This is a genomic window from Micromonospora sp. NPDC001898 (assembly GCF_042891255.1).
In the GTDB taxonomy this organism is placed as follows: Bacteria; Actinomycetota; Actinomycetes; order Mycobacteriales; family Micromonosporaceae; genus Micromonospora.
In genome coordinates this window covers 120,974-144,217 of record NZ_JBIATC010000012.1, presented here as the reverse complement: position 1 = coordinate 144,217, position 23,244 = coordinate 120,974, and the positions used below count along the sequence as shown (strand labels likewise).

Below are 23,244 nucleotides of genomic sequence, written 5' to 3'. Positions count from 1 at the left end.
CCACCGAGCGACAAGGAGCTGCCATGACCGGCGCATCCACCGGCGCGGACGAGCCCCGCGACACCACCGGTGTCACCCGCAAGACCGTGCTGAGGGCCGTGGCCCTCACCCTGCCTGCCCCGCTGCTCCTCGGCGGCGCGGCGCGGGCGCTGGCGACGGGCGGCAGCCCCGCCGGGCCGGCGCTCACGCCCACCCCGATGTGCGACGACGGCGACGACCCGACGCCGGCGCAGATGGAGGGCCCCTACTTCAAGCCCAACTCGCCGCGCCGTACCTCCCTGATCGAGGCCGGCACGGTCGGCACCCGGCTGACCGTCAGCGGTTACGTCTTCGGCCTGGGCTGCCAGGCGATCCCCAACGTGCTGCTCGACTTCTGGCAGGCCGACGCCAACGGCGGCTACGACAACGCCGGCTACCGGTTTCGCGGGCACCAGTTCACCGACGCCTCCGGCGCGTACCGGCTGACCACGATCGTGCCGGGCCTCTACCCCGGCCGGACCCGGCACATCCACGTCAAGGTCCAGGCCCCAGGTCGACCGGTGCTCACCACCCAGCTCTACTTCCCCGGCGAGCCCCGCAACAGCACCGACTCGCTGTTCGACCCGGCCCTGCTGATGACCGTGCGCGCGGTGGACGGCGGCCGGGAGGCCACCTTCGACTTCGTGCTCAACGTGGCGCAGAACCCCTCCCCCTCCCCCACCGCCACCCCCACCGGCACCCCGCCGCCGTCGGGTACCTGGGCGACGGGGACCACGTACCGGGCCGGCGACCGGGTGACGTTCGGCGGCGCCGGCTACCGCTGCCTCCAGGCACACACCGCCCAGGCTGGCTGGGAACCGCCGAACACCCCGGCGCTCTGGGCCCGCGACTGAGCGGCTGACCAGGCTGCCGGGGCGGGGCGGTGCCCTGCAGCCGACCAGGCTGCCGTGCCGGGGCGGTGCCTGCCGGGCGGCCCGCCCCGCACGGCAGGAGGGCGACCGAGGGACGGCTGGTGGGCGTCAGGTGGCCGGGCGCACCGCCGAGGGCGGGCGCTCGCCGAGCCGCTCCACCGCGCGCAACCCCTCACGCATCAGGTCCAACGCCTCGGCGGGCCGGCCGGCGGAGGCGAGGTGATCGGCCAGCGCCAGCACGGTGCCCGCCAGCTCGCGCCGCCGGCCGGCGGCGCGGAACCCCTCGGCCGCCGCCCGCAGGTAACGCTCCGCCCCGGGCCGGTCGCCGGCGTCCGCGCGGAGCAGTCCGCGCACCCGCGCCGCCCGGGCGGCGCCGGGACCCTCGCCGTCCCGGTCCAGCACCTCCCCCACCAGCGCGTCCGCCGTCGCCGGCCGCCCGAGCGCCCGGTACGCCTCGGCCAACTCGACCGCGGCCTCCCCGGCCAGCCCTGGCTGGCCGGCGGCGCGCAGCGCGTCGTACGCGGTGGTGAGATCCGCCAGCGCGCCCGGGACGTCCCCGGCGGCCCACCGGCCGCGCCCACGGGCCCGGTGGCACGACGCCAACTGCACGTCCAGCGTGGCCTGCCGGGCGGCCTGCCGGGCCTGTTCCACCGCCGTGGCAGCCTCCGCCGTGCGGCCCTCCGCCAGCAGGCTGCCCGCCACCGTCAGGTGCAGCCCGGCCACCCGGGCCGGCTCGGCCAGCACCGTCAGGGCCAGGGCCTCCGCCGCAGCCTCCGCCGCAGCCGGCTCGTCGTCGAGCTGGAGGTGGCAGACCGCGAGCTCCGCGTGCAGGGTCAGCAGCACAGCGGGATCCGGATAACCGTCCCGCACCAGCCCGTCCCGGGCCGACGCCAGCACGTACGTCGCGTACCGAAGGTCGCCACCGCGACCCACCAGCACCGCGCGGACGGCGGTCGCCTCGGCGCGGACGTGCGGCGCCGCCTCCGCCAGCAACTCCTCGGCCCGTTCGAGCTGCGCCGCCGCCTCACCGGCGTCCCCCCGCCGCAGGGCGAGGCCGGCAAGGCCGAGCCGGGCCCGGGCGACCAGGACCGGGGCGTCCAGCGACGCGGCGGCCGAGATCACCTCCCGGTAGCCCGCGCCCGCCCCGGCGGGATCGGCCGGCCCGGCGCAGTCGGCCTCGACCAGCCGCAGGTGTAGACACACCACCTCGGCCGGGGAGCGGCCGGTGGTCAGGTCAACCGGGGTGACTCCGAGCCGCTCGGCGAAGTGGGCGACGGCGTCTGCCGAAGGGATGCGCCGGCCGCCCTCCACCGCGGAGACGTAGGCCGCGGTGTAGCGCGGCTCGGCCAGGGCTCGCTGGGTGAGCCCCCGCGCGGCGCGCAGCCGCTGGAGGCGGGCACCCACCTGATCCCGCCGCTGCGTCACCACCACCGCCCCGCCGCGCGCCGGCCGCTCACGTCAGTCGCTCCGCCGCCTTCCGCCAGGCGTGGGGCGCTCACGTCAGTCGCTCCGCCGCGCGCAGGCCCCGGCGCAGTACCTCGGCCGCCCCCGGGCGGTCCCCCTCGGCGAGCAGCGACTCGCCGAGGTGCCGGCAGGCGACGACGACCTCCCCCATCAGCCCGGCCTGCTCGTACCGGTCGGCCGCCCGGGACAGCAACCGGCGGGAATCCTCGCCGGCGCCCCGGCCCGCGCGCACCAGGCCGAGCACGAGGTCGGCCTCCGCCATCAGCTCCTGGTGCCGGCACTCGGCCGCCGTCCGGGCGGCCTCCCCGGCCAGTTCCTCCGCCTCGTCCAGTGCGCCCTCCCGGCGGCGGGACTCGGCCAGCTCCAGGGTCGCCCCCGCGTGGTCGAGCACGGCACCGACCGCGCCGAGCATCTCCCGGGCCAGGCGCAGCTCCGGACCGGCCTCGCCGGGCCGCCCGGCCCGGCGCAGCACGTACCCCCGGGCCCAGTGGCACAGCGCGATCTCCCGGGTGAGTCCCAGTTCGGCGTAGCGGCGGGCCGCCTCACGCAGGTAGCGGTCGGCCTCGTCCAGCTCGCCGTCGCGCCGGAGCTGGCCCGCGACGGCGTAGAACTGGGCCACCCACTCTCCCCGGGTGGCCCGGCTCAGCAGCGGCAGCACGTCCCGTTCCAGCCGGCGGGCCCGGTGCCGCCAGTTCAGTTCCAGGAACGTGTACATCAACGCGTTGGTCAGCCGCAGCTCGGCGTCGGGGTCCACCGGCGTCGACGCCCGCAGCTCCCGCAGCCCCTCCTCCAGCACGGCCACCGCGCGGGGGGCGTCCCCGTCGACGAGCAGGCAGTAGGACTGCCGGGCGAGCACCGCCGCGCGCAGCGCGGAACAGTCCGCCGGCGGCTGCGCCGCCAGCCGCGCGTAGCCCGCCGCGGCGGCCGGGGCCCGGCCCCGGTGCAGGTCCGCCTCCGCCGCGTAGTACCGCGCCCAGTCGCCCACCTCAGGCAGGTGGTAGTCGTCAGCCCGGCGACCGATGTCGGCGAGCGCGCCGTCTGCGGCGTCGAGGTCCCCGGCCGACAGCGCCCGCCGGGCCGCCGCCAGCTCCCCGGCCAGCCGGGCCGCCGCGTCTGCCGGCCGCCCGTAGCGCAGGTCGTCGACCGGTAGCCCGAGCCGGTCCGCGACGTGAGCCAGCGCCTCCGGGCTGGGGGTACGGGTGCCGGACTCGATCGCGCCGAGGAACGCCCGGGTGTACCGGGGCGCGGCGACCTGCTGCTGGGTCAGCCCCCGGGCGGTGCGCAGGCGGCGGATCCGGTCGCCGAGACGTTCCCCGCCCGGGCCGGCGCCACCGGAGACGCCGTCCGTCGCCTCCATGCCGACCCCCTTCGCGTGCTGCCGCCAGCCTAGTGGCCCGTACACGCGCGTCGATCGGTCAGGGGGCGGCCGGTTCGGGATCCCGGACCAGGACCCGCACGGCGCGGGCCGCGTCCACCGCGGAGACCAGCACCGCGTGCCTGGGCTCCGGCACGTCGAGCAGCCGGTCGGCGCGCAGCGCGGCCAGCGGGGCCAGCCGCCGGTCCGCCAGCACGGTGTCCACCGCCCGCCGATCGCCCCCGCCGACCAGGGCGGTGAGCGTGGCGGCCTCGGGCAGCAGCAGCCGGACGGCCAGCTCGACCGCGTCGCCCAGCGCCGCCTTCGCCTGGTTGTCCCGGCGGCGGGCAAAGCGCTGCTGGGACCAGCCGCCCGCAGCGGTGCGCCCCTGCACGTACCGGGTGTCGACCTTGGACACCACGATGTCGCCCCCCTCGGCGATCCCGACCGCCACCGCGCCCTTACGGGCGAGCAGCAGCCCGATCCGGCGCGGCGCGACGACGGCGGCCACGAACCCGGCAACGTCGGGGGTCGGGGGTACGCCCGGCGGGGCGTGCAGCTCGGCGGTCGCCCCGTCCGGGGCGGCGAGCAGCAGGCCGTACTCCTGGGGGCTGGCGGTCGGCGGGCCGTGCCGGTCGGCGAAGCCCTCGGCCCAGCGGGCGACACGGGCCGGGTCGACCTCGACCCACCGGCCGCCCCCTGCTGCGGGTCGACTGGTCACCGCCCGACCGTACGGCACCATTGGATCGCGCCGGGAGCGGCATCCGGTTCCGATCGAGGTACCCGATCGGCCGAGCGGCCCCGGTCAGCGCGCGAGCAGCATGACGACCGCGAGCGTCCCGATGATCGTGCTGGAGACCAGGGCGGTCACCAGCCTGCCCCGGGGCCCGGTCAGCGCCCGACCGACCAGGGTTCCGCCGCCGGCGATCAGCAACTGCCAGCTCGCCGAGGCGAGGAACGCTCCGGCCACGAAGAGGGCGGCGGATGGGCGGTCCGGGCCGACCGCCTCGCCGTGCCCGAGCACGAGTGCCACGAAGTAGACCACCGTCGCCGGGTTGAGCAGGGTCAGCGTCAGCACCCCGGCGAAGGCCCGCCCGGGGGTGCCGAGGCCCCGTCCGCCGCCCGCACCGGCGGACGGGGGGCGCGGGCGCAGCGCCCGCCACGCGGTGTGCCCGGCGAGGGCGAACAGCACGGCTGCCGCCACCAGCCGCAGCGGCCCGGCGATCGGAGTCACCAGATCGGCGACCGCCACCCCACCGAGCACGGCGACGGCGGCGTAGAGACCATCGGCGGTCGCCACGCCGAACGCGGCGGCGGCACCGACCCGGAACGACGTCCGTGCGCTGAGCCCCAGGATCAGCACGGCGATCGCGCCGACGGGCACGGCGACGCCGTAGCCGGCCACCAGGCCGGCGAGGAACGCCGCCGTCATGACGAGGTGCGGCGGGTCGAGACGCCACCGGACGCGGTCCGCTGTCGGGGCGCGGTGTCGGCCGCGCGGACAGGGGCCTGCTTCGGGTACGCCTCGATCATGGACTCATCATCGGCCCTGGCCCCTTCGGCTCGCGAGCGATTTCCTGGCTACCAGCGCCTCTGGCGGCACCATCCATGCGCATGGTCACGCTGCGTCGGCCCGCTGCCTCGGGGCACCGACATGGACCCGCCCCTTTGCTCTGCTGCCGTCAGCGCAACACCGGCACTGAGCAGCCGATTCACATCGCAGGTCAGCACGGGCGGACGGCAGGGAGCGTCACGCTCCGCGAGCGTTGCGCGGGGGGCAGCAGAGCAAAGGTGGCTTTAGCAGGTGTCGCCCGCAGGGCGGCGGCCGTGGAGGGCGGCCGTGGAGGGCGGCCGTGGAGGGCGCGATCTGCGCCCCGACATGTCAGGAGCCAGCGGGTCTGTCGGCGGGGCAGGCGGCAGACCAGGCGGGCGGCAGACCAGGCGGGCGGCAGACCAGGCGGGCGGCAGACCTGGAACCCGGTCGGGCGGCAAGTGGGTGGGGACGTCGGGCGGCTACGCGGAGCAGGCGGGCCGGACGAAGAAAACGCCGCGAGCGTTCCCCTGGGCGGGGAGCGCTCGCGGCGCGATGCGTGGTGCGGGCCGACTTTCAGACGTTGAAGCCGAGGGAGCGTAGCTGGTCGCGCCCCTCGTCCGTGATCTTGTCGGGGCCCCACGGGGGCAGCCAGACCCAGTTGATCCGGATGTCGTCGACCAGTCCCCCGCCGGGGCCGGTGGTCAGCGCCTGCCGGGTCTGATCCTCGATCACGTCGGTCAGCGGGCAGGCCGCCGACGTCAGCGTCATGTCCAGGGTGGCGACGTTGTCGTCGTCGACGTGGACGCCGTACAGCAGGCCGAGGTCGACCACGTTGATGCCCAGCTCCGGGTCGACGACGTCCTTCATCGCCTCCTCGACGTCGGCGACGGCGGCCTTGCCGTTGGCGGCCTTGCCGTTGGCCGCCGCACCGTTGGCCGTCGACGTGGCCGTGCCCTCGGTGGCCGGAGCCGCACCGTCGGTCGCCACGGCGCCGGCGCCCGGCGTGGTGGCAGTTTCCTCGCTGCTCATGCCGTCCCCTCGTTTCGCTCGGCACCGGCGTGAGCTGTGCCGGTACTGTGCCGATGATTCGCTCGCTGACGCTCGCTCATGCCTTCACCTCCGGGCTCGCGCCCACCCCGGCGCGTGCCGCGGCGTCCTTGAACGCCATCCACGGCAGCAGCGCGCACTTGACCCGGGCGGGGTAGCGCGCGACACCCGCGAACGCCACCCCGTCACCGAGCACGTCCTCGTCCGGCGTGACCTGGCCACGGCCGGACATCAACTCGACGAACGCCTCATGCACCGTGAACGCCTCACCCGCGCCCCGACCGCGCAGCAGTTCGTGCAGCACGCTCGCCGACGCCTGGCTGATCGAGCAGCCCATGCCGTCGTACGAGATGTCGTGCAGCACGTCGCCGTCGGTGGCGACCCGGACGGTCACCTCGTCGCCGCAGGTCGGGTTGACGTGGTGCGCCTCGGCGACATGGTCGGCCGGGTCCTCGGCGTCGCGCAGGCCACGGCCGTGCGGGTGCTTGTAGTGGTCCAGGATGATCTCCTGGTAGAGCTGGTCGAGCTGCATCAGTCGAACACCTTCCGCACCTGCTCCAGACCGCCCACCAGGGCGTCGATCTCCTCGGTGGTGGTGTACAGGTAGAACGAGGCCCGCGTCATGGCCGGCACGCCGAACCGGGTGCACAGCGGCTTGGCGCAGTGGTGGCCGACGCGCACCTGCACGCCGAGCGAGTCGAGCACCTGGCCCACGTCGTGCGGGTGGATGTCGCCGAGGGCGAACGAGATCGTCCCACCCCGGCCAACCGGCACGGTCGGCCCAAAGATCCGCAGGTCGGGCACAGTGGCGAAGGCGTCCAACGCGTACGCCGTCAGCTCCTTCTCGTGCCACTGGATCGCCCGCATACCGATCCCGGTGAGGTAGTCCACCGCCGCGCCGAGCGCCACGGCCTCGGCGATCGGCGGGGTGCCCGCCTCGAACCGGGCCGGCGGGGCGGCGAACGTCGACCGGGCCATGGTGACCGTCTCGATCATCGAGCCGCCGCCGAACACCGGGGGCATCGCCGCGAGCAGCTCGCCCCGGCCCCAGAGCACGCCGATGCCGGTGGGCCCGCACATCTTGTGCCCGGTGAAGACGATGAAATCGGCGTCGAGGTCGACCACGTCGATCGGCTGGTGCGGCACCGACTGCGAGCAGTCGAGCAGCAGCAGCGCCCCCACCTCGCGCACCCGCGCGGTGATCCGGGCGGTGGCGTTGACGGTGCCGAGGACGTTCGACATGTGCACCAGCGAGACGATCTTCGTCCGCTCGGTGACCAGGTCGTCCAGCCCCGACTCGTCCAGTCGACCCTGGTCGGTGACCGGGAACCAGCGCAGGGTCGCGCCGGTGCGCTCGGCCAGCAACTGCCACGGGACGATGTTCGAGTGGTGCTCCATCTCGGAGATCACGATCTCGTCGCCGGGGCCGAGCCGGAAGCGTGGGTCGGCGTCGGGCCGCGGCGAGGCGTTGGAGAACGCGTACGCCACGATGTTGATCGCCTCGGTGGAGTTCTTGGTGAACACCACCTCGTCCACGCTCGGCGCGTTGACGAACGTGGCGATCTTCGCCCGCGCGCCGTCGTACGCCTCGGTCGCCTCGGTGCCCAGCGTGTGCACCGAGCGGGACACGTTGGCGTTGTGCAGTGCGTAGTGCTCGGCGAGCGCGTCGAGCACCTGGCGCGGCTTGTGCGAGGTGTTCGCGCTGTCGAGGTAGACCAGCGGGTGTCCGTTGACCTCCCGGTCGAGAATCGGGAAGTCCGCACGCACCGCCGCCACGTCGAAGCGCGGCACGTCGTCAAACTGCGGCATCCCCTCGGGGATCGTGATGGTGGTCATCTGCGTGACCGGCCCTTTCCTCAGGCCCGCGCCGAGCCGGCCCCGGCGGCGTACCGCTCGTAGCCCTCGGCCTCGAGCTTGTCGGCCAGCTCCGGGCCGCCCTGCTCGACGATCCGACCGGCGACGAAGACGTGCACGAAGTCCGGCTTGATGTAGCGCAGGATGCGCGTGTAGTGGGTGATCAGCAGCAGGCCGGTGTCGCCGGTGTCGCGGACCCGGTTGACGCCCTCGCTGACCACGCGCAGCGCGTCCACGTCGAGGCCGGAGTCGGTCTCGTCGAGGATCGCGATCTTCGGCTTGAGCAACTCCAGCTGCACGATCTCGTGCCGCTTCTTCTCGCCACCGGAGAAGCCCTCGTTGACGTTGCGCTGGGCGAACGCCGGGTCCATCTGGAGGCGTTCCATCGCCCCGCGCAGCTCGCCGCCCCAGGTGCGCAGCTTCGGCGCCGTGCCGTCGATCGCGGTCTTGGCGGTACGCAGGAAGTTGGCCACCGAGACGCCGGGCACCTCGACCGGGTACTGCATGGCGAGGAAGAGCCCGGCGCGGGCCCGCTCGTCGACGGACATGGCGAGCACGTCCTCGCCGTCCAGGGTCACCGAGCCGCTGGTGATCTCGTACTTCGGGTGACCGGCGATGGAGTACGCCAGGGTGGACTTGCCGGAGCCGTTCGGGCCCATGATGGCGTGGGTCTCGCCCGACCGCACGGTCAGGTCGACGCCGGCCAGGATCGGCTTGAGCTCACCCTCGGGCAGCTTGACCGACACCTTCAGGTCGCGGATCTCCAGGGTGCTCATTATCGGGTCACTCCATTACTCGGCATCGGGCGGCCGTCGGCGCCCACGGGAAGGTAGATGTCACCGTCGCGGATCTCGACGGCGTAGACGGGAATGGGTTCGGTGGCGGGCAGCCCGGTCGGCTCACCGGTACGCAGGTCGAAACGGGAGCCGTGCAGCCAGCATTCCAGCGTGCAGCCCTCGACCTCGCCCTCGGAGAGGGCGACCGCGGCGTGCGAGCACTCGTCGTGCACGGCGTAGAACCGGTCGTCCTCGCCGTGCACGAGGGCGACCTGCGTGCCGTCGACGTCGGCGCTGATCACCGTGCCCTTCGGCACGTCCTCGGTGGCGCAGATCCGGATCATCAGGCGCCCGTCCTGGCCAGCCGGGCCTCGATCGCGTCACCGAGCCGCTCGCGCAACTCCTCGACCGGGATCTTGTTGATCATCTCGGCGAAGAAGCCGCGGACCACCAGGCGGCGGGCCTCGCCCTCCGGAATGCCCCGGGCCATCAGGTAGAACAGCTGCTCGTCATCGAAGCGGCCGGTCGCGCTGGCGTGCCCGGCGCCGGCGATCTCGCCGGTCTCGATCTCCAGGTTCGGCACGGAGTCCGCTCGGGCACCGTCGCTGAGCAGCAGGTTCCGGTTGATCTCGTACGTGTCGGTGCCGGTCGCCTCGGCCCGGATCAGCACGTCGCCCACCCAGACCGTGTGCGCGTCCGCGCCCTGCAACGCGCCCCGGTAGCCGACGTAGCTGCGGCAGTCGGGCACGTTGTGGTCGACGAGCTGGCGGTGTTCCAGGTGCTGGCCGCCGTCGGCGAAGTAGACGCCGTACAGCTCGGCCTCGCCGCCGCGCCCGGTGTACTCCACCGAGGTGTACTGCCGGACCAGGTCGCCGCCGAGACTGACCTGGATGTGCACCACCTTGGCGTCCCGGCCGAGCTTCACCCGCAGGTGCTGGGCCTGCACCGCGTCGGCGGCCCAGTCGGCCACGGTGACCAGGGTCAGCTTCGCCCCGTCGGCCACCGACACCTCGACGTTGTCGGCGAGGGTCGCCGAGCCGACGTGCTCCAGCACCAGGGTCACCTCGGCGAACCGGCCCACGTCGACGAAGGTGTGCCCGAACGCCAGGTGCTCGGCGCCGTCGCCGACCACCCGCAGCACCACCGGCTCGCCGACCACCGCGTCGCGGGCGACCTCCACCAGCAGCGCCTCGCCGGCACCGCCGTACGCCAGCGCGCTGACCCGGTCGACCGGGGTGAGCACGCTGCCCACCCGTGGGTCGTCCTTGCCGATCCGGGAGACGGCGACGCCGGAGGGCAGGTCGCCGTACTCGTGCCGGACCGCGCCGGTCGAGGCCTGGGCCTCGCCGACCAGCCCGCGCAGCCGCTTGAGCGGGGTGAAACGCCACTCCTCCTCCAGGCCGGTGAGGGCCGGGAAGTCGGCGACGTCGTACGAGCGGAGCGCCTGCGACTTGGTGCTGGGCGGCGCGGAAGCCTGGATAGTCATCTCTTCCTTGGTCTGTTCTTCGACGACGGTGTCATTAACCGGAGGGCGGGTTGGGCTGGACGCGACGCGACGCAACGGGTCGGGGCCGCGCCGGGTCAGCCGACCGCGCCCTCCATCTGCAGCTCGATCAGGCGGTTCAGCTCAAGGGCGTACTCCATCGGGAGCTCCTTGGCGACCGGCTCGATGAAGCCGCGCACGATCATCGCCATCGCCTCGTCCTCGCTCAGGCCCCGGCTCATCAGGTAGAAGAGCTGGTCGTCGCTGATCTTGGAGACGGTCGCCTCGTGCCCCATCGACACGTCGTCCTCGCGGATGTCGACGTACGGGTAGGTGTCCGAGCGGGAGATGGTGTCGACCAGCAGCGCGTCGCACTTGACCGTGCTGCGGCTGTGGTGCGAGCCCTCCAGCACCTGCACCAGACCCCGGTACGAGGTACGGCCGCCGCCCCGGGCGATCGACTTGGAGATGATCGTGGAGGAGGTGTGCGGCGCGGCGTGCACCATCTTGGCGCCGGCGTCCTGGTGCTGGCCCTCGCCGGCCATGGCCACCGAGAGCACCTCGCCCTTGGCGTGCTCGCCGGTCATGTAGACCGCCGGGTACTTCATGGTGACCTTGGAGCCGATGTTGCCGTCGACCCACTCCATGGTCGCGCCCTCGTGGCACACGGCCCGCTTGGTGACCAGGTTGTAGACGTTGTTCGACCAGTTCTGGATGGTCGTGTAGCGGCACCGGGCGTTCTTCTTGACGATGATCTCCACGACCGCGCTGTGCAGCGAGTCGGACGAGTACAGCGGCGCGGTACAGCCCTCGACGTAGTGCACGTACGCGCCCTCGTCGACGATGATCAGCGTCCGCTCGAACTGGCCCATGTTCTCGGTGTTGATCCGGAAGTACGCCTGCAGCGGGATGTCCACGCGCACGCCCTTCGGCACGTAGATGAACGAGCCGCCGGACCACACGGAGGTGTTCAGCGCGGCGAACTTGTTGTCGCCGACCGGGATCACCGTGCCGAAGTACTCCTTGAAGACGTCCTCGTGCTCCTTGAGCGCGGTGTCGGTGTCCAGGAACAGGACGCCCTGCTCCTCAAGGTCCTCGCGGATCTTGTGGTAGACCACCTCGGACTCGTACTGCGCCGCGACGCCGGCGACCAGCCGCTGCTTCTCCGCCTCGGGGATGCCCAGCCGGTCGTAGGTGTTCTTGATGTCCTCGGGCAGGTCCTCCCAGCTGGTGGCCTGCTTCTCCGTGGACCGGACGAAGTACTTGATGTTGTCGAAGTCGATCCCGGTGAGATCGGCGCCCCAGGCCGGCATCGGCTTGCGGCCGAACAGCCGCAGACCCTTCAGGCGCAGGTCGAGCATCCAGGCCGGCTCGCTCTTCTTCGCCGAGATGTCCCGCACCACAGCCTCGTTGAGGCCGCGCTGGGCGGTGGCGCCGGCGACGTCGGAGTCGGACCAGCCATACTCGTAGCGACCGAGGGCAGCGAGCTGCTCCTCCTGGGTCAGGGGCTGGACGATCTGCTCGGTCATCTATCTGTCCTCACAGTGGTGACGGTTCTACCGGACTGGGCACGCCCCGGCTGGGCGGGGATGTGCGTGGTGCACACCCCGTCGCCGTGCGCGATGGTGGCCAGACGCTGCACGTGGGTGCCGACCAGGCGGGAGATCACCGTGGTCTCGGCCTCGCACAGCTGGGGGAACTCGGCGGCCACGTGCGCCACCGGGCAGTGATGCTGACAGAGTTGGCCGCCGGAGGCGATCGTGGACGCGCTGGCGGCGTAGCCCTCGGCGGTCAGCGCTCCGGCGAGCGCCTCGGCCCGCGCAAGGGGATCGTCGCCGGCGTCCTCCATGGCGGCCCGGCAGCGGTCCTCCAGGGCGGCGACCTGGTCGGCCGCGAACGCCTCCACCGCCTTGGAACCGCTGTTGCGGGCGATCCAGCGCAGCGCGGCGGTGGCGATGTTGTCGTAGTGGTGGGTGCCGCAGCGACCCCGGGCCGCGTCCGTCAGCACGAACACCTTCGCCGGGCGGCCCCGCCCCCGGCTGCCCCGGACGGTCTGCTCGCGGGCGGTCACGTCGCCCTCGACGAGCATCGCGTCGAGGTGCCGGCGGATCGCCGCCGGGCTGAGCCCGAGCGCCGAGCCGAGCTGCGCGGCCGTGGTCGCCCCCCGCTCCAGCAGCAGCTGGGTCACCCGGTCCCGGGTGGAGAGGTCGGACACGGCGGACGCGGGCGCACCGGCGACCGGACCGGTCACCGGCTGTCGCCCGGAAAGCGCCGCCGCGTTTTTCACAACGCCAACGTTACGTAATTCGCCGGAGGCCCGCAAACCCGGGACGGTGATCCGAGCCACCGGCGCGACGGAGTCACCCGATCGGGCTCCACTACGTTGCGTAGGATTTGCCCCGTGAAGCGATCCGTCCGGTTCCCGGCCTCCACCACCCTGCTGCGCCGCCTGGCGCTCGCCTCGATCATCGCGAACGTGGCCATCGTGGTCACCGGCGGGGCGGTCCGGTTGACCGCGTCCGGCCTCGGCTGCCCCACCTGGCCCAGGTGCACCGACGCGTCGTACACGACGACATCGGAGATGGGCGTGCACGGCGTCATCGAGTTCGGCAACCGGCTGCTCACCTTCGCCGTCGGCGCGATCGCGCTGGCGGTGGTGGTGGCCGTGCTGCTGCACGGGGCGCGGCGGCGGGCCCTGCTGCCGCTGGCGATCGGGGTGCTGTTCGGCATCCCCTCGCAGGCGATCCTCGGCGGGATCACCGTGCTGACCAACCTGAACCCGTGGGTGGTCGGCCTGCACTTCCTCGCCTCGATGGCGGTGATCGCGGTCACGTACGCGCTCTGGCGGCGCATCGACGAACCGGACGGTCCGACGACGCCCACGGTGCCGGGGCCGCTGCGGACGCTGGCGCTGGTCACCACCGTGGTGAGCGTCGCGGTGCTGGTGATCGGCACCTGGGTCACCGGCAGCGGCCCGCACGCCGGCGACCAGGGCGCGGCCCGCAACGGCCTCGACCCGCAGTCGATCTCGCAGGTGCACGCCGACGGGGTGTTCCTGCTGATCGGGCTCTCGGTGGCACTGGTCTTCGCGTTCCGCGCGGTCGGCGCCCGACGGGCCGAGCGGGCTGCCCTCGTGCTGGTCGCGGTGGAGCTGAGTCAGGGCCTGATCGGCTTCGTCCAGTACTTCACCCACCTGCCCGGCGTGCTGGTCGCAGCGCACATGCTCGGCTCCTGCCTGGTCCTGCTCGCCACCCTGGCGGTGCTCTGGTCGACCCGGGAACGCCATCCGACCGAGACCCCGGCGCTCCCGGCGCCGACCAGGACCAGCACCGTCCCGGCAACCATCTGACCCCCACTGAACCCGCCCCGCGGGTCCGCGGGGCGGGTTCAGTGGGGGTGGGACAGATGGGTGAGGATCGCTTCGGCCAGGCGGTCGGGGGCGCCGTCGGCGTACCCGAGGAACAGGGACGGCTCGGTCAGTTCCAGCTCGACCAGCACGGGTGACCCGTCGGGGCCCGGGATGAGGTCGACCCGGGCGTAGAGCAGGCGCTCCGACCCGCCGGGGACCACCGCCAGGGTCCGCTCGGCGACGGCGAGCTGGTCGGAGGTGGCCGTCCGGGAGCTGATGTTCTCGGCCTTGTACAGCCCGCCGGGGCCCAGGTCGGGGCCGGTCAGCATCGGGCCCTTGCGGATCGCGTGACTGAACCGGAGCCCGTCCGGCCCGGCCAGGTACAGCAGCGCGGTCTCGCCGGCGGTGTCCACCGCCGTCAGGTACGGCTGGACCATGGTCACCCGGCCGGCCCGGGACAGCCGGCGCACATGGGCCGTGGCCAGCTCGCGGTGCCCGGGGTCGGCCAGGTCGTACCGGCCGGTGTCCTGGCTGCCGGCGCTGACCGCCGGCTTGAGCACGTACTCGCCGTGGGCGGCCGGCGGTTCCCAGCTCTCCCCCGGTAGGACCCAGCCGGTCGGTACGGTGGGCACGCCGGCGGCCGACAGTTCGCCGAGGTAGCGCTTGTCGGTGTTCCAGCGCACCACGTCGGCCGGGTTGACCAGCCGGGGCACGGTGTCGGCCCAGGCCACGAACTCGTCGCGACGCAGCGCGTAGTCCCAGGGCGACCGGATCACGACCAGGTCGTACGCGGCCCAGTCGACCGTCGGGTCGTCCCAGACGGCGACGGTGACCGAGACGCCGCGCCCGGTCAGCGGGGCGAACAGGAGCCGCTCGTCCGGGTCGAGGTCGGACAGCTCGGCGCACGTCACGAGGGCGACCCGGGGTTCCCCCCGGGTCGACTGGTGGTGGTGTTGTTCGGTCATCCGGGTGTCAACGGGCCATCGCGCGCCGGGCCATCGACCGCCACAGGTCGTTGCTCGGGCGCATCTGGTCCATCAGCTCCCGCTCCCAGGCGTTCTCGACGGTGACTCCCGCCCTGGCGCACGCCTCCCGGGCGACGCCGGTGTCCTCCGCGAACTGGTCGCCCCAGGCCCCGTCGGAGCCTACGAGGACGATGCGCGCGCCGCGCTTGCCGACGTACTCGATGACCGCCTTCGCCCCGCCGTGCCCGGCGGCGAACGACTTGATGCCCGCGACCAGACCGTTGGGGGTCTGGTCGGCGACGGTCTGCTGAGCCGCCAGCGTCGTATCGGAACCTTCTGCCATGACGCGAAGCCTAAGCAGAGTTCCCTTCTCAGGTGCGAGAACCATGAACTATTTGTGATGCCCATTACCCGACCGTTTAAGGAAGCCCACAGGTAGTTTGCTCGGATTGATCCGACTTAAGGGGCTATAACTCAACGACAAAGTCACCCGTTGTTACCTGAGTTGAGTGAACCCGACTCAGGGTGAAAATCATTCCGATAGGTCACCAAAGGTGGACAACTCATCAATGATGATGATTTGTCGGAGCGACACGGGAGGCCGGCGCACACCGGACCGCCGGAGCCGGACCGACCGAGCCGGACCGCTTGAGCCCGGACCGACCGAGCCGGGCGGTGATGCGGCGCGGGCCGGGGCCCGAACGGCCCCGGCCCGCGCCCTCGCGGAGACCGCGTCTAGATCAGGGCGTCCACGGCGACGGCGGCGAACAGGATGGTCAGGTAGACGTACGACCAGTGGAACAGTCGCATCGGCCTGACCGCCCCGCCCCGGGCCACCTGGCGACACAGCTTGTGCGCCTCGTACACGAAGACCCCGCCGGACACCAGCGCGGTGACGCCGTAGATGGCGCTCATCCCGAGCGGCCAGACGACCAGCGAGGAGAGCAGGGTCAGCCAGGCGAAGCCGATGATCTCGGCGTTGACCCGGCGGGTCGAGGCGACGACCGGCAGCATCGGGATGCCGGCGCGGGCGTAGTCCGCCTTGTACTTCATGGCGAGGGGGTAGAAGTGCGGCATCTGCCAGAAGAAGACCACCGCGAACAACGCCCACGCCGCCGGGGCCAGCGAGCCGGTCACCGCGGCCCAGCCGATCAGCACCGGGGCCGCACCGCACGCGCCGCCCCAGAAGGTGTTCTGCGGCGTGGTCCGCTTCAGCCAGAGCGTGTAGACCAGGTCGTAGTAGGCGATCGCGGCCAGCGTCAGCCCGGCGGCCAGCCAGTTGGTGAACGCGGCCATCAGGGTCACCGAGATCGCCGCCAGCACCAGCCCGAAGGTGAGCGCGCTGCGCGGCGAGACGATGTGCGTCGGCAGCGGGCGGCGCTTGGTGCGCCGCATGAGCTGGTCGATGTCCCGGTCGATGTAGCAGTTGAGGACGCTGGCCGCGCCGGCGGCGAGCGAGCCGCCCACCAGCACCACCGCCATCAGCCACAGCGACGGCATGCCGCCCTGGGCCAGCATCATCGCCGGGACGGTCGTGACCAGCAGCAGCTCGACGATGCGCGGCTTGGTCAGCGAGACGTACGCCGAGACCACCGCCCGGATGTCCCGCCGGGACGCCGCCGGCGTCTCGGTCACCGTGCGCACCGGCGGCTGCCCGGCAGAGTTGCTGACGGGGCGCTCGGTGATCATGCTCACGGATAGCCACCTTCCGGCGTCGGCAGGGGGGGGTTGGGTCGGTCGGACCCGTCCGGGTCCACGCACCGATCCACACACTACGCGTCGTCGTTTTGGCTGCCCGCGCGACCCGACAACGGTGCGGGCCGTCACACCCTGGTGGAAGTCGGACCCGCACGGACGGGCGTGCAGAGATCCCTGGGCGCAGGTTTAGGGCCGCTCGATAGGGTCATCAGTGAGGGTTCCGCCCAACTGCCGAGGAGCACAACCATCGTGGCTGCCAACCGACCCGAGCAACCCGCACTCAACTGGTCCGACCTCGACCGCCGGGCCGTCGACCTCGTCCGCGTGCTGGCCATGGACGCCGTGGAGAAATCCGGCAACGGCCACCCCGGTACGGCGATGAGCCTCGCCCCCGCGGCGTACCTTCTGTTCAACCGGGTGATCCGGCACAACCCGACCGACCCGAACTGGGCGGGCCGGGACCGGTTCGTGCTCTCCGCCGGCCACTCCAGCCTGACCCTCTACATCCAGCTCTTCCTCTCCGGGTACCCGCTGGCTCTGGACGACCTCAAGTCGCTGCGGCAGTGGGGCTCGCTCACCCCGGGCCACCCGGAGCACGGGCACACCCCGGGCGTGGAGACCACCACCGGCCCGCTCGGCCAGGGCCTGGGCAACGCGGTCGGCATGGCGATGGCGGCCCGCCGCGAGCGCGGCCTGTTCGACCCGGAGTCCGAGGCGGGCGCGTCGGTCTTCGACCACGACATCTGGTGCATCGTCTCCGACGGTGACATCGAGGAGGGCATCAGCCACGAGGTCAGCGCGCTCGCCGGGCACCAGCAGCTCGGCAACCTCACGGTGATCTACGACGACAACGAGATCTCGATCGAGGACGACACCCGCATCGCCAAGAGCGAGGACGTCGCGGCCCGCTACGAGGCGTACGGCTGGCACGTGCAGACCGTCGACTGGCGCACCGGCGACGCCGACCAGGGCGACTACCACGAGGACGTCGAGGCGCTGCACCGGGCACTGCTGGCGGCGAAGGCCGAGACCGGCCGCCCCTCGTTCGTCGCGCTGCGCACCATCATCGGCTGGCCCGCCCCGAACAAGCAGAACACCGGCAAGATCCACGGTTCGGCGCTGGGCGCCGACGAGGTGGCCGCCACCAAGCAGCTCCTCGGCTTCGACCCGGCCCAGAGCTTCGAGGTCGACGAGCAGGTCCTCGGCCACGCCCGTCGGGTGCTGGAGCGCGGCGCGCAGGCCCAGCAGGAGTGGGAGAAGGCGTACGAGGGCTGGGCGAAGGCCAACCCGGAGCGCAAGGCGCTGTGGGACCGGATGTCCCAGCGGGTGCTGCCGGAGGGCTGGACCGCGGCGCTGCCGACCTTCCCGGCCGACGCCAAGGGCGTCGCCACCCGGGCCGCGTCCGGCAAGGTGCTGGAGGCCCTCGCCCCGGTGCTGCCCGAACTGTGGGGTGGCTCGGCCGACCTGGCGGAGAGCAACAACACCACGATGAAGGGCGAGCCGTCGTTCATCCCGGCGGCGCACGCGACCAAGGACTTCCCGGGCCACGAGTACGGCCGCACGCTGCACTTCGGCATCCGCGAGCACGCCATGGGCGCCATCCTCAACGGCATCTCCCTGCACGGCGGCACCCGCCCGTACGGCGGCACCTTCCTGGTGTTCAGCGACTACATGCGCCCGTCGGTGCGGCTCGCCGCGCTGATGAAGCTGCCGGTTGTCTACGTCTGGACGCACGACTCGATCGGCCTCGGCGAGGACGGTCCGACCCACCAGCCGGTGGAGCACCTGACCGCGCTCCGGGCGATCCCCGGCCTGGACGTGGTCCGGCCGGCCGACGCCAACGAGACCGCGTGGGCATGGCGGCAGGCGCTGGAGCACACCGACCGGCCGACCGCGCTGGCGCTGAGCCGGCAGGCCCTGCCGACCCTGGACCGTTCGACGCTGGGCGGCGCCGAGGGCGTCACCAAGGGCGGCTACGTGCTGGCCGAGGCGTCCAACGGCAAGCCGCAGGTGATCATCGTCGGGACCGGCTCCGAGGTGCAGCTCTGCCTCACCGCCCGGGAGCGGCTGGAGGCCGACGGCACCCCCACCCGGGTGGTGTCGATGCCGTGCCAGGAGTGGTTCTACGCGCAGGACGAGGCGTACCGGGAGTCGGTGCTGCCGCGCGGGGTAAAGGCACGGGTGAGCGTGGAGGCGGGCATCGCGATGTCCTGGCGCGGTGTCGTCGGCGACTCCGGCGAGAGCGTCAGCATCGAGCACTACGGCGCGAGCGCCCCGCACTCCGTGCTCTTCGAGCAGTTCGGGTTCACCCCCGACCGGATCGTGGCCGCCGCGCACGCGGCGCTGACCCGGGTGGGCGACATCACCGGTTTCACGACCGGCAACTGAGGGGAGCGTGGACGGCATGACGGACAGGATTAGCAAGCTCACCGCCGCCGGGGTGGCGGTCTGGCTCGACGACCTCTCCCGCGTGCGGCTCAGCTCAGGCGGGCTGGACCAGCTCCGCCGGGAGAAGCACGTGGTCGGGGTGACCACCAACCCGACGATCTTCGCGAAGGCGCTCGCCGCCGCCGACGAGTACGACTGGCAGCTGCGCGACCTCGCCACCCGTGGGGTGGAGGTGGAGGAGTCGGTGCGCATGCTCACCACGTACGACGTGCGGTGGGCGTGCGACGTGATGCGCCCGTCGTACGACGCCAGCCACGGCGTCGACGGCCGGGTCTCCATCGAGGTGGACCCGCGGCTGGCCCACGAGACCGACAAGACGGTCGCCGAGGCCAAGGCGCTGTGGTGGCTGGTCGACCGGCCGAACCTGTTCATCAAGATCCCGGCCACCGAGGCGGGCCTGCCGGCAATCACCGCGACCCTGGCCGAGGGGATCAGCGTCAACGTCACGCTGATCTTCGGCCTGGACCGGTACTCGCAGGTGATGGAGGCGTTCCTCGCCGGCCTGGAGCAGGCACGGGCCAACGGCCATGACCTGTCCAAGATCGGCTCGGTGGCGTCGTTCTTCGTCTCCCGGGTCGACTCCGAGGTCGACAAGCGGCTGGAGAAGATCGGCTCCGACGAGGCCAAGGCGCTGCGCGGCAAGGCCGCCGTCGCCAACGCCCAGCTCGCGTACGAGCGCTACAGCGAGGTCTTCTCCTCCGACCGGTGGCAGTCCCTGGCCGACGCGGGCGCCCACCCGCAGCGCCCCCTGTGGGCGTCCACCTCGACGAAGAACCCGGACTACCGGGACGTCATCTACGTCGAGGAGCTGATCGCCCCCGGCACGGTCAACACGATGCCGGAGTCGGTCATCCACGCGTACGCCGACCACGGCGAGACCCCCGGCGACACCGTCACCGGCGCGTACGACGCGGCCCGCAAGGTCTTCACCGACCTGGAGGCCGTCGGCGTCGACATGTCCGACGTGATCGCCGTCCTGGAGCGGGAGGGCGTGGAGAAGTTCGAGGCGAGCTGGCTGGAACTGCTCGACGGGGTGCGCAAGTCGCTCGCCGCGGCGGGCCGGGGCACCGGGCGGCCCGGCCAGGCCGCGCAGGGCAACGCGCAGGCCGCCCAGCAGGCGGGGGGAAACGCATGACCGACGCTCACGTGGCGGTCCCGGGGCATCACCCCGGGGCGGCCACGTGAGCGACCTGCTCTCCGGCCCGGCGGACGCGTCCGCCGGGCTGGTCGTGCACGGCGCGGACGCGGTCGACCGGTCCGCGCCCGCGTCGACCCGGGACGCGCTGGTGACCCGGGGCGTCCCGGCGAGGCTGGCCGCGAAGGACCCCACGCTGTGGGGGCCGGAGGTCGAGGCCGAGGCCAGGGCCCGGCTCGGCTGGCTGGACACCCACCGGCGCAGCTGGGAGCTGCTCCCCCAGCTCGCCGAGCTGACCGCCGAACTGGCGGACCTGGACCACGTGGTGCTCGCCGGGATGGGCGGCTCGTCGCTGGCCCCCGAGGTGATCACCCGCACCCTGGGCCGGCCGCTGACCGTGCTGGACACCACCGACCCGGGCCAGGTCCGGGCGGCGCTGGCCGACCGGCTGGAACGCACCGTGGTGGTGTTGGCCAGCAAGTCCGGCAGCACGGTGGAGACCGACAGCCACCGGCGGGCCTACCTCCAGGCGTTCCTCGACGCCGGGCTGACCGAGGCGGAGGCCGGCCGGCACTTCGTGGTGGTCACCGACCCGGGCTCCCCGCTGGAGTCCGTCGCCGCCGAGCTGGGCGCGGTCACCGTGCTCGCCGACCCGCAGGTGGGCGGCCGGTACTCGGCGCTGACCGCGTTCGGGCTGGTGCCGGCGGCGCTGGCCGGGGTCGAGGTGACGGAGCTGCTCGAACAGGCCGAGGCGCTGTCGCAGTCGCTGGCCCGGGACACCGACAACCCGGGCCTGGCGCTGGGCGCCGCGCTCGGCGCGGCGGCCACCGGGGGCCGGGACAAGATCGCCCTGATCGGCGACGGCACCGGGATCGACGGGCTCGGCGACTGGATCGAGCAGTTGCTCGCCGAGTCCACCGGCAAGGCCGGCCTCGGCATCCTGCCGGTCGTGCTGGAGTCCCCTGACGCCCCCGGCGGCACCGGCCCGGACGTGCTCACCGTCAGCTACGGCGGGGCGCTGCCCCCCGGGGCCGTCCCCGGCGGCGGGTGCGCGCCGGACGTCGCGGTCAACGGTCCGCTCGGCGCCCAGTTCCTGGCCTGGGAGTACGCCACGGCGGTGGCCGGCGCGGTGCTCGGGGTGAACCCGTTCGACCAGCCGAACGTCGCCGAGAGCAAGGAGAACACCGCACGCATCCTGGCCTCGGCCGCGCCGGCGGAGCCGCCGTCGTCCACCGTGGGCGCGATCGAGGTGTACGCCCCGGCGGGCAGCCCCGGCGACCTGGCCGGCGCGCTGCGTCACCTGCTCGACGGCGTCGGCGACGGCTACCTCGCCGTGCTGGCGTACCTGGACCGGCTCGCCGACGCCGACGCGGCCCGGCTACGTCCGCTGCTCGCCGAGACGTCCGGCCGGCCGGTCACCTTCGGCTGGGGGCCGCGCTTCCTGCATTCCACCGGCCAATACCACAGGGGCGGTCCTCAGGTGGGCCGTTACCTCCAGGTGACCGGTACCGTCGACAATGATCTGCACGTGGCCGGGAAGCCGTATTCCTTCGGGGAACTTCAGGCTGCCCAGGCTGCGGGCGACCGGCAGGCCCTGGCCAGCCGGGGGCGTCCGGTGCTGCGGCTGCACCTGACCGACCGGTCGGCGGGAGTGGCCCAGCTGCTCGACGCGGTCCGGCAACTACGAACCTGACGATGGACGATGTGACACCAGCGGAGCGAGGAGGCGGCGTGAACCCGCTGCGCGACGCGCAGGACCGGCGGCTGCCGCGGATCCCGGAGCCCTGCGCTCTGGTGATCTTCGGGGTGACCGGTGACCTGGCGCGGAAGAAGCTGCTACCGGCGGTCTACGACCTGGCGAACCGGGGGCTGCTGCCACCCGGTTTCGTGGTCCTGGGCTTCGCCCGGCGCGACTGGGGCGACGGCGACTTCGAGTCGCTGGCCCACGAGGCGGCCAAGAAGCACGCCCGGACGCCCTGGCGGGAGGAGGTCTGGGCACGGCTCGCCGGCAACATCAAGTTCGTCGGCGGCTCGTTCGACGACGACAACGCCTTCGACCAGCTCAACCGGACACTGGACGAGCTGCGCGGCACTCACGGCATCCACGGCAACGCGGCCTTCTACTTCTCCATCCCCCCGGCGGCGTTCCCCGTGGTGCTCAAGCAGCTCGCCCGCACCGGAATGGCCGACAACGACAAGTGCGGCGGCTGGCGCCGGGTGGTGGTGGAGAAGCCGTTCGGGCACGACCTGCCCTCGGCGAAGGAGCTCAACGACCTCGTCGACGACGTGTTCACCCGGCAGGACGTCTTCCGGATCGACCACTACCTGGGCAAGGAGACCGTCCAGAACATCCTGGCCCTGCGGTTCGCCAACAGCCTGTTCGAGCCGCTGTGGAACTCCAGGTACGTCGACTCGGTACAGATCACGATGGCCGAGGACGTCGGCATCGGCAGCCGGGCCGGCTTCTACGACTCGGTCGGCACCGCCCGGGACGTCTTCCAGAACCACCTGCTCCAGCTCCTGGCGCTGGTGGCGATGGAGGAGCCGACCAGCTTCGACGCCGACGAGATCCGGGCCGAGAAGCTGAAGGTGCTCAAGGCGATCACCCTGCCGAAGGACGTCTCCCGGGGCACCGTACGCGGGCAGTACCTGCCGGGCTGGGTCGCCGGGCAGCGGGCGGTCGGCTACCTGGACGAGGAGGGCGTCCCGGCGGACTCCACCACGGAGACGTACGTGGCCGTGGAGCTGGGCATCCAGAATCGCCGCTGGGCGGGGGTGCCGTTCTACATCCGGGCCGGCAAGCGGCTGCCCCGGCGGGTGACCGAGGTCGCCATCATGTTCAAGAAGGCCCCGCACCTGCCGTTCAACGCGGCCGACATGGAGATGCTCGGCAACAACCAACTCGTCATCCGGGTGCAGCCGGACGAGGGCGTGGTGCTGAAGTTCGGCTCCAAGGTGCCGGGCACCACGATGGAGGTCCGCGACATCGCGATGGACTTCCAGTACGGCGAGGCGTTCACCGAGTCCAGTCCCGAGGCGTACGAGCGGCTGGTGCTGGACGTGCTGATCGGCGACCGTACCCTCTTCCCCGACGCCGCCGAGGTCGAGCAGAGTTGGGCGGTGGTGGACCCCCTGGAACACGCCTGGGAGGGCACGAGGCCGGAGCCCTACCGGGCCGGCGAGTGGGGCCCCCGGGCCTCCGACGAGATGCTGGCCCGCGAGGGCCGGGCGTGGCGGAGAGCGTGAG

General features: G+C 72.8%; 21 protein-coding genes. 6 read left to right on the top strand and 15 right to left on the bottom strand.

The annotated features are described in order from the left end of the window. The first annotated feature begins 23 nt into the window (after positions 1–23). On the top strand, positions 24–872 hold the full coding sequence (locus tag ACFYZF_RS23010; RefSeq protein WP_387023922.1) for a carbohydrate-binding protein: 849 nt from the start codon (positions 24–26) through the stop codon (positions 870–872). Between the two features lie 126 nt (positions 873–998). Here the strand turns inward: ACFYZF_RS23010 and ACFYZF_RS23005 are convergent, their stop codons facing one another. From ACFYZF_RS23005 to ACFYZF_RS22950, 12 genes are all read right to left on the bottom strand, one after another. Beyond that, positions 999–2,315, bottom strand: coding sequence for a helix-turn-helix domain-containing protein (locus ACFYZF_RS23005; protein ID WP_387023920.1), 1,317 nt, complete (start codon positions 2,313–2,315; stop codon positions 999–1,001). 70 nt (positions 2,316–2,385) lie between these two features. Further along, a complete protein-coding gene (locus tag ACFYZF_RS23000) occupies positions 2,386–3,711 on the bottom strand; it encodes a helix-turn-helix domain-containing protein (RefSeq protein WP_387023919.1) in 1,326 nt (441 codons plus the stop codon). 58 nt (positions 3,712–3,769) lie between these two features. After that, the gene (locus ACFYZF_RS22995) at positions 3,770–4,429 is read right to left on the bottom strand and encodes an acVLRF1 family peptidyl-tRNA hydrolase (protein WP_387023917.1); all 660 of its coding nucleotides are present in this window, start codon (positions 4,427–4,429) and stop codon (positions 3,770–3,772) included. A gap of 84 nt (positions 4,430–4,513) precedes the next feature. Continuing rightward, complete coding sequence (locus ACFYZF_RS22990) at positions 4,514–5,140, bottom strand: LysE family transporter (protein WP_387023915.1); 627 nt, start codon at positions 5,138–5,140, stop codon at positions 4,514–4,516. Between the two features lie 675 nt (positions 5,141–5,815). Continuing rightward, positions 5,816–6,271 (bottom strand): metal-sulfur cluster assembly factor, encoded by a 456-nt coding sequence (locus ACFYZF_RS22985; protein ID WP_387023913.1) that lies wholly within the window; start codon positions 6,269–6,271, stop codon positions 5,816–5,818. A 76-nt stretch (positions 6,272–6,347) separates the two neighbouring features. Beyond that, positions 6,348–6,821, bottom strand: a complete 474-nt coding sequence (sufU, locus tag ACFYZF_RS22980; protein WP_387023911.1) for a Fe-S cluster assembly sulfur transfer protein SufU — start codon at positions 6,819–6,821, stop codon at positions 6,348–6,350. Continuing rightward, positions 6,821–8,125 (bottom strand): cysteine desulfurase, encoded by a 1,305-nt coding sequence (locus ACFYZF_RS22975; RefSeq protein WP_387023909.1) that lies wholly within the window; start codon positions 8,123–8,125, stop codon positions 6,821–6,823. The genes sufU and ACFYZF_RS22975 overlap by 1 nt, the downstream gene beginning before the upstream one ends. Positions 8,126–8,145: 20 nt before the next feature. Continuing rightward, positions 8,146–8,919, bottom strand: a complete 774-nt coding sequence (gene sufC, locus ACFYZF_RS22970) for a Fe-S cluster assembly ATPase SufC (RefSeq protein WP_387023907.1) — start codon at positions 8,917–8,919, stop codon at positions 8,146–8,148. Further along, positions 8,919–9,263 carry a non-heme iron oxygenase ferredoxin subunit gene (locus tag ACFYZF_RS22965; protein ID WP_387023905.1) on the bottom strand — a complete coding sequence of 115 codons (345 nt, stop codon included), beginning with the start codon at positions 9,261–9,263 and terminating at the stop codon, positions 8,919–8,921. The genes sufC and ACFYZF_RS22965 overlap by 1 nt, the downstream gene beginning before the upstream one ends. Then, positions 9,263–10,405, bottom strand: coding sequence for a Fe-S cluster assembly protein SufD (gene sufD, locus ACFYZF_RS22960; protein WP_387023903.1), 1,143 nt, complete (start codon positions 10,403–10,405; stop codon positions 9,263–9,265). The genes ACFYZF_RS22965 and sufD overlap by 1 nt, the downstream gene beginning before the upstream one ends. A 95-nt stretch (positions 10,406–10,500) precedes the next feature. Beyond that, positions 10,501–11,931 (bottom strand): Fe-S cluster assembly protein SufB, encoded by a 1,431-nt coding sequence (sufB, locus tag ACFYZF_RS22955; protein WP_387023901.1) that lies wholly within the window; start codon positions 11,929–11,931, stop codon positions 10,501–10,503. Then, on the bottom strand, positions 11,928–12,689 hold the full coding sequence (locus ACFYZF_RS22950; RefSeq protein ID WP_387023899.1) for a helix-turn-helix transcriptional regulator: 762 nt from the start codon (positions 12,687–12,689) through the stop codon (positions 11,928–11,930). The genes sufB and ACFYZF_RS22950 overlap by 4 nt, the downstream gene beginning before the upstream one ends. 96 nt (positions 12,690–12,785) lie before the next feature. Here ACFYZF_RS22950 and ACFYZF_RS22945 point away from each other — a divergent pair, with 96 nt between their 5' ends. Further along, positions 12,786–13,751 (top strand): heme A synthase, encoded by a 966-nt coding sequence (locus tag ACFYZF_RS22945; protein WP_387023897.1) that lies wholly within the window; start codon positions 12,786–12,788, stop codon positions 13,749–13,751. A gap of 38 nt (positions 13,752–13,789) precedes the next feature. Here the strand turns inward: ACFYZF_RS22945 and ACFYZF_RS22940 are convergent, their stop codons facing one another. The 3 genes from ACFYZF_RS22940 to ACFYZF_RS22930 all read right to left on the bottom strand — a co-directional run bounded on the left by ACFYZF_RS22940 (position 13,790) and on the right by ACFYZF_RS22930 (position 16,411). Then, positions 13,790–14,716, bottom strand: a complete 927-nt coding sequence (locus tag ACFYZF_RS22940) for a RimK family alpha-L-glutamate ligase (RefSeq protein ID WP_387023895.1) — start codon at positions 14,714–14,716, stop codon at positions 13,790–13,792. A 7-nt stretch (positions 14,717–14,723) separates the two neighbouring features. Beyond that, complete coding sequence (locus ACFYZF_RS22935) at positions 14,724–15,059, bottom strand: hypothetical protein (RefSeq protein ID WP_387023893.1); 336 nt, start codon at positions 15,057–15,059, stop codon at positions 14,724–14,726. A gap of 392 nt (positions 15,060–15,451) precedes the next feature. Next, complete coding sequence (locus ACFYZF_RS22930) at positions 15,452–16,411, bottom strand: heme o synthase (protein ID WP_387023891.1); 960 nt, start codon at positions 16,409–16,411, stop codon at positions 15,452–15,454. Positions 16,412–16,663: 252 nt separating this feature from the next. On the opposite strand from ACFYZF_RS22930, the gene tkt reads away from it, so the two are divergent. From tkt to zwf, 4 genes are read left to right on the top strand one after another with little or no spacing between them, the layout of a single operon-like run. Next, complete coding sequence (gene tkt, locus ACFYZF_RS22925; RefSeq protein WP_387023889.1) at positions 16,664–18,802, top strand: transketolase; 2,139 nt, start codon at positions 16,664–16,666, stop codon at positions 18,800–18,802. A gap of 16 nt (positions 18,803–18,818) precedes the next feature. After that, on the top strand, positions 18,819–19,997 hold the full coding sequence (gene tal, locus ACFYZF_RS22920) for a transaldolase (RefSeq protein WP_387023887.1): 1,179 nt from the start codon (positions 18,819–18,821) through the stop codon (positions 19,995–19,997). A gap of 46 nt (positions 19,998–20,043) precedes the next feature. Then, complete coding sequence (locus ACFYZF_RS22915) at positions 20,044–21,690, top strand: glucose-6-phosphate isomerase (protein WP_387023885.1); 1,647 nt, start codon at positions 20,044–20,046, stop codon at positions 21,688–21,690. Positions 21,691–21,692: 2 nt separating this feature from the next. Beyond that, complete coding sequence (gene zwf, locus ACFYZF_RS22910) at positions 21,693–23,243, top strand: glucose-6-phosphate dehydrogenase (RefSeq protein ID WP_387023883.1); 1,551 nt, start codon at positions 21,693–21,695, stop codon at positions 23,241–23,243. Position 23,244: the final 1 nt, after the last annotated feature.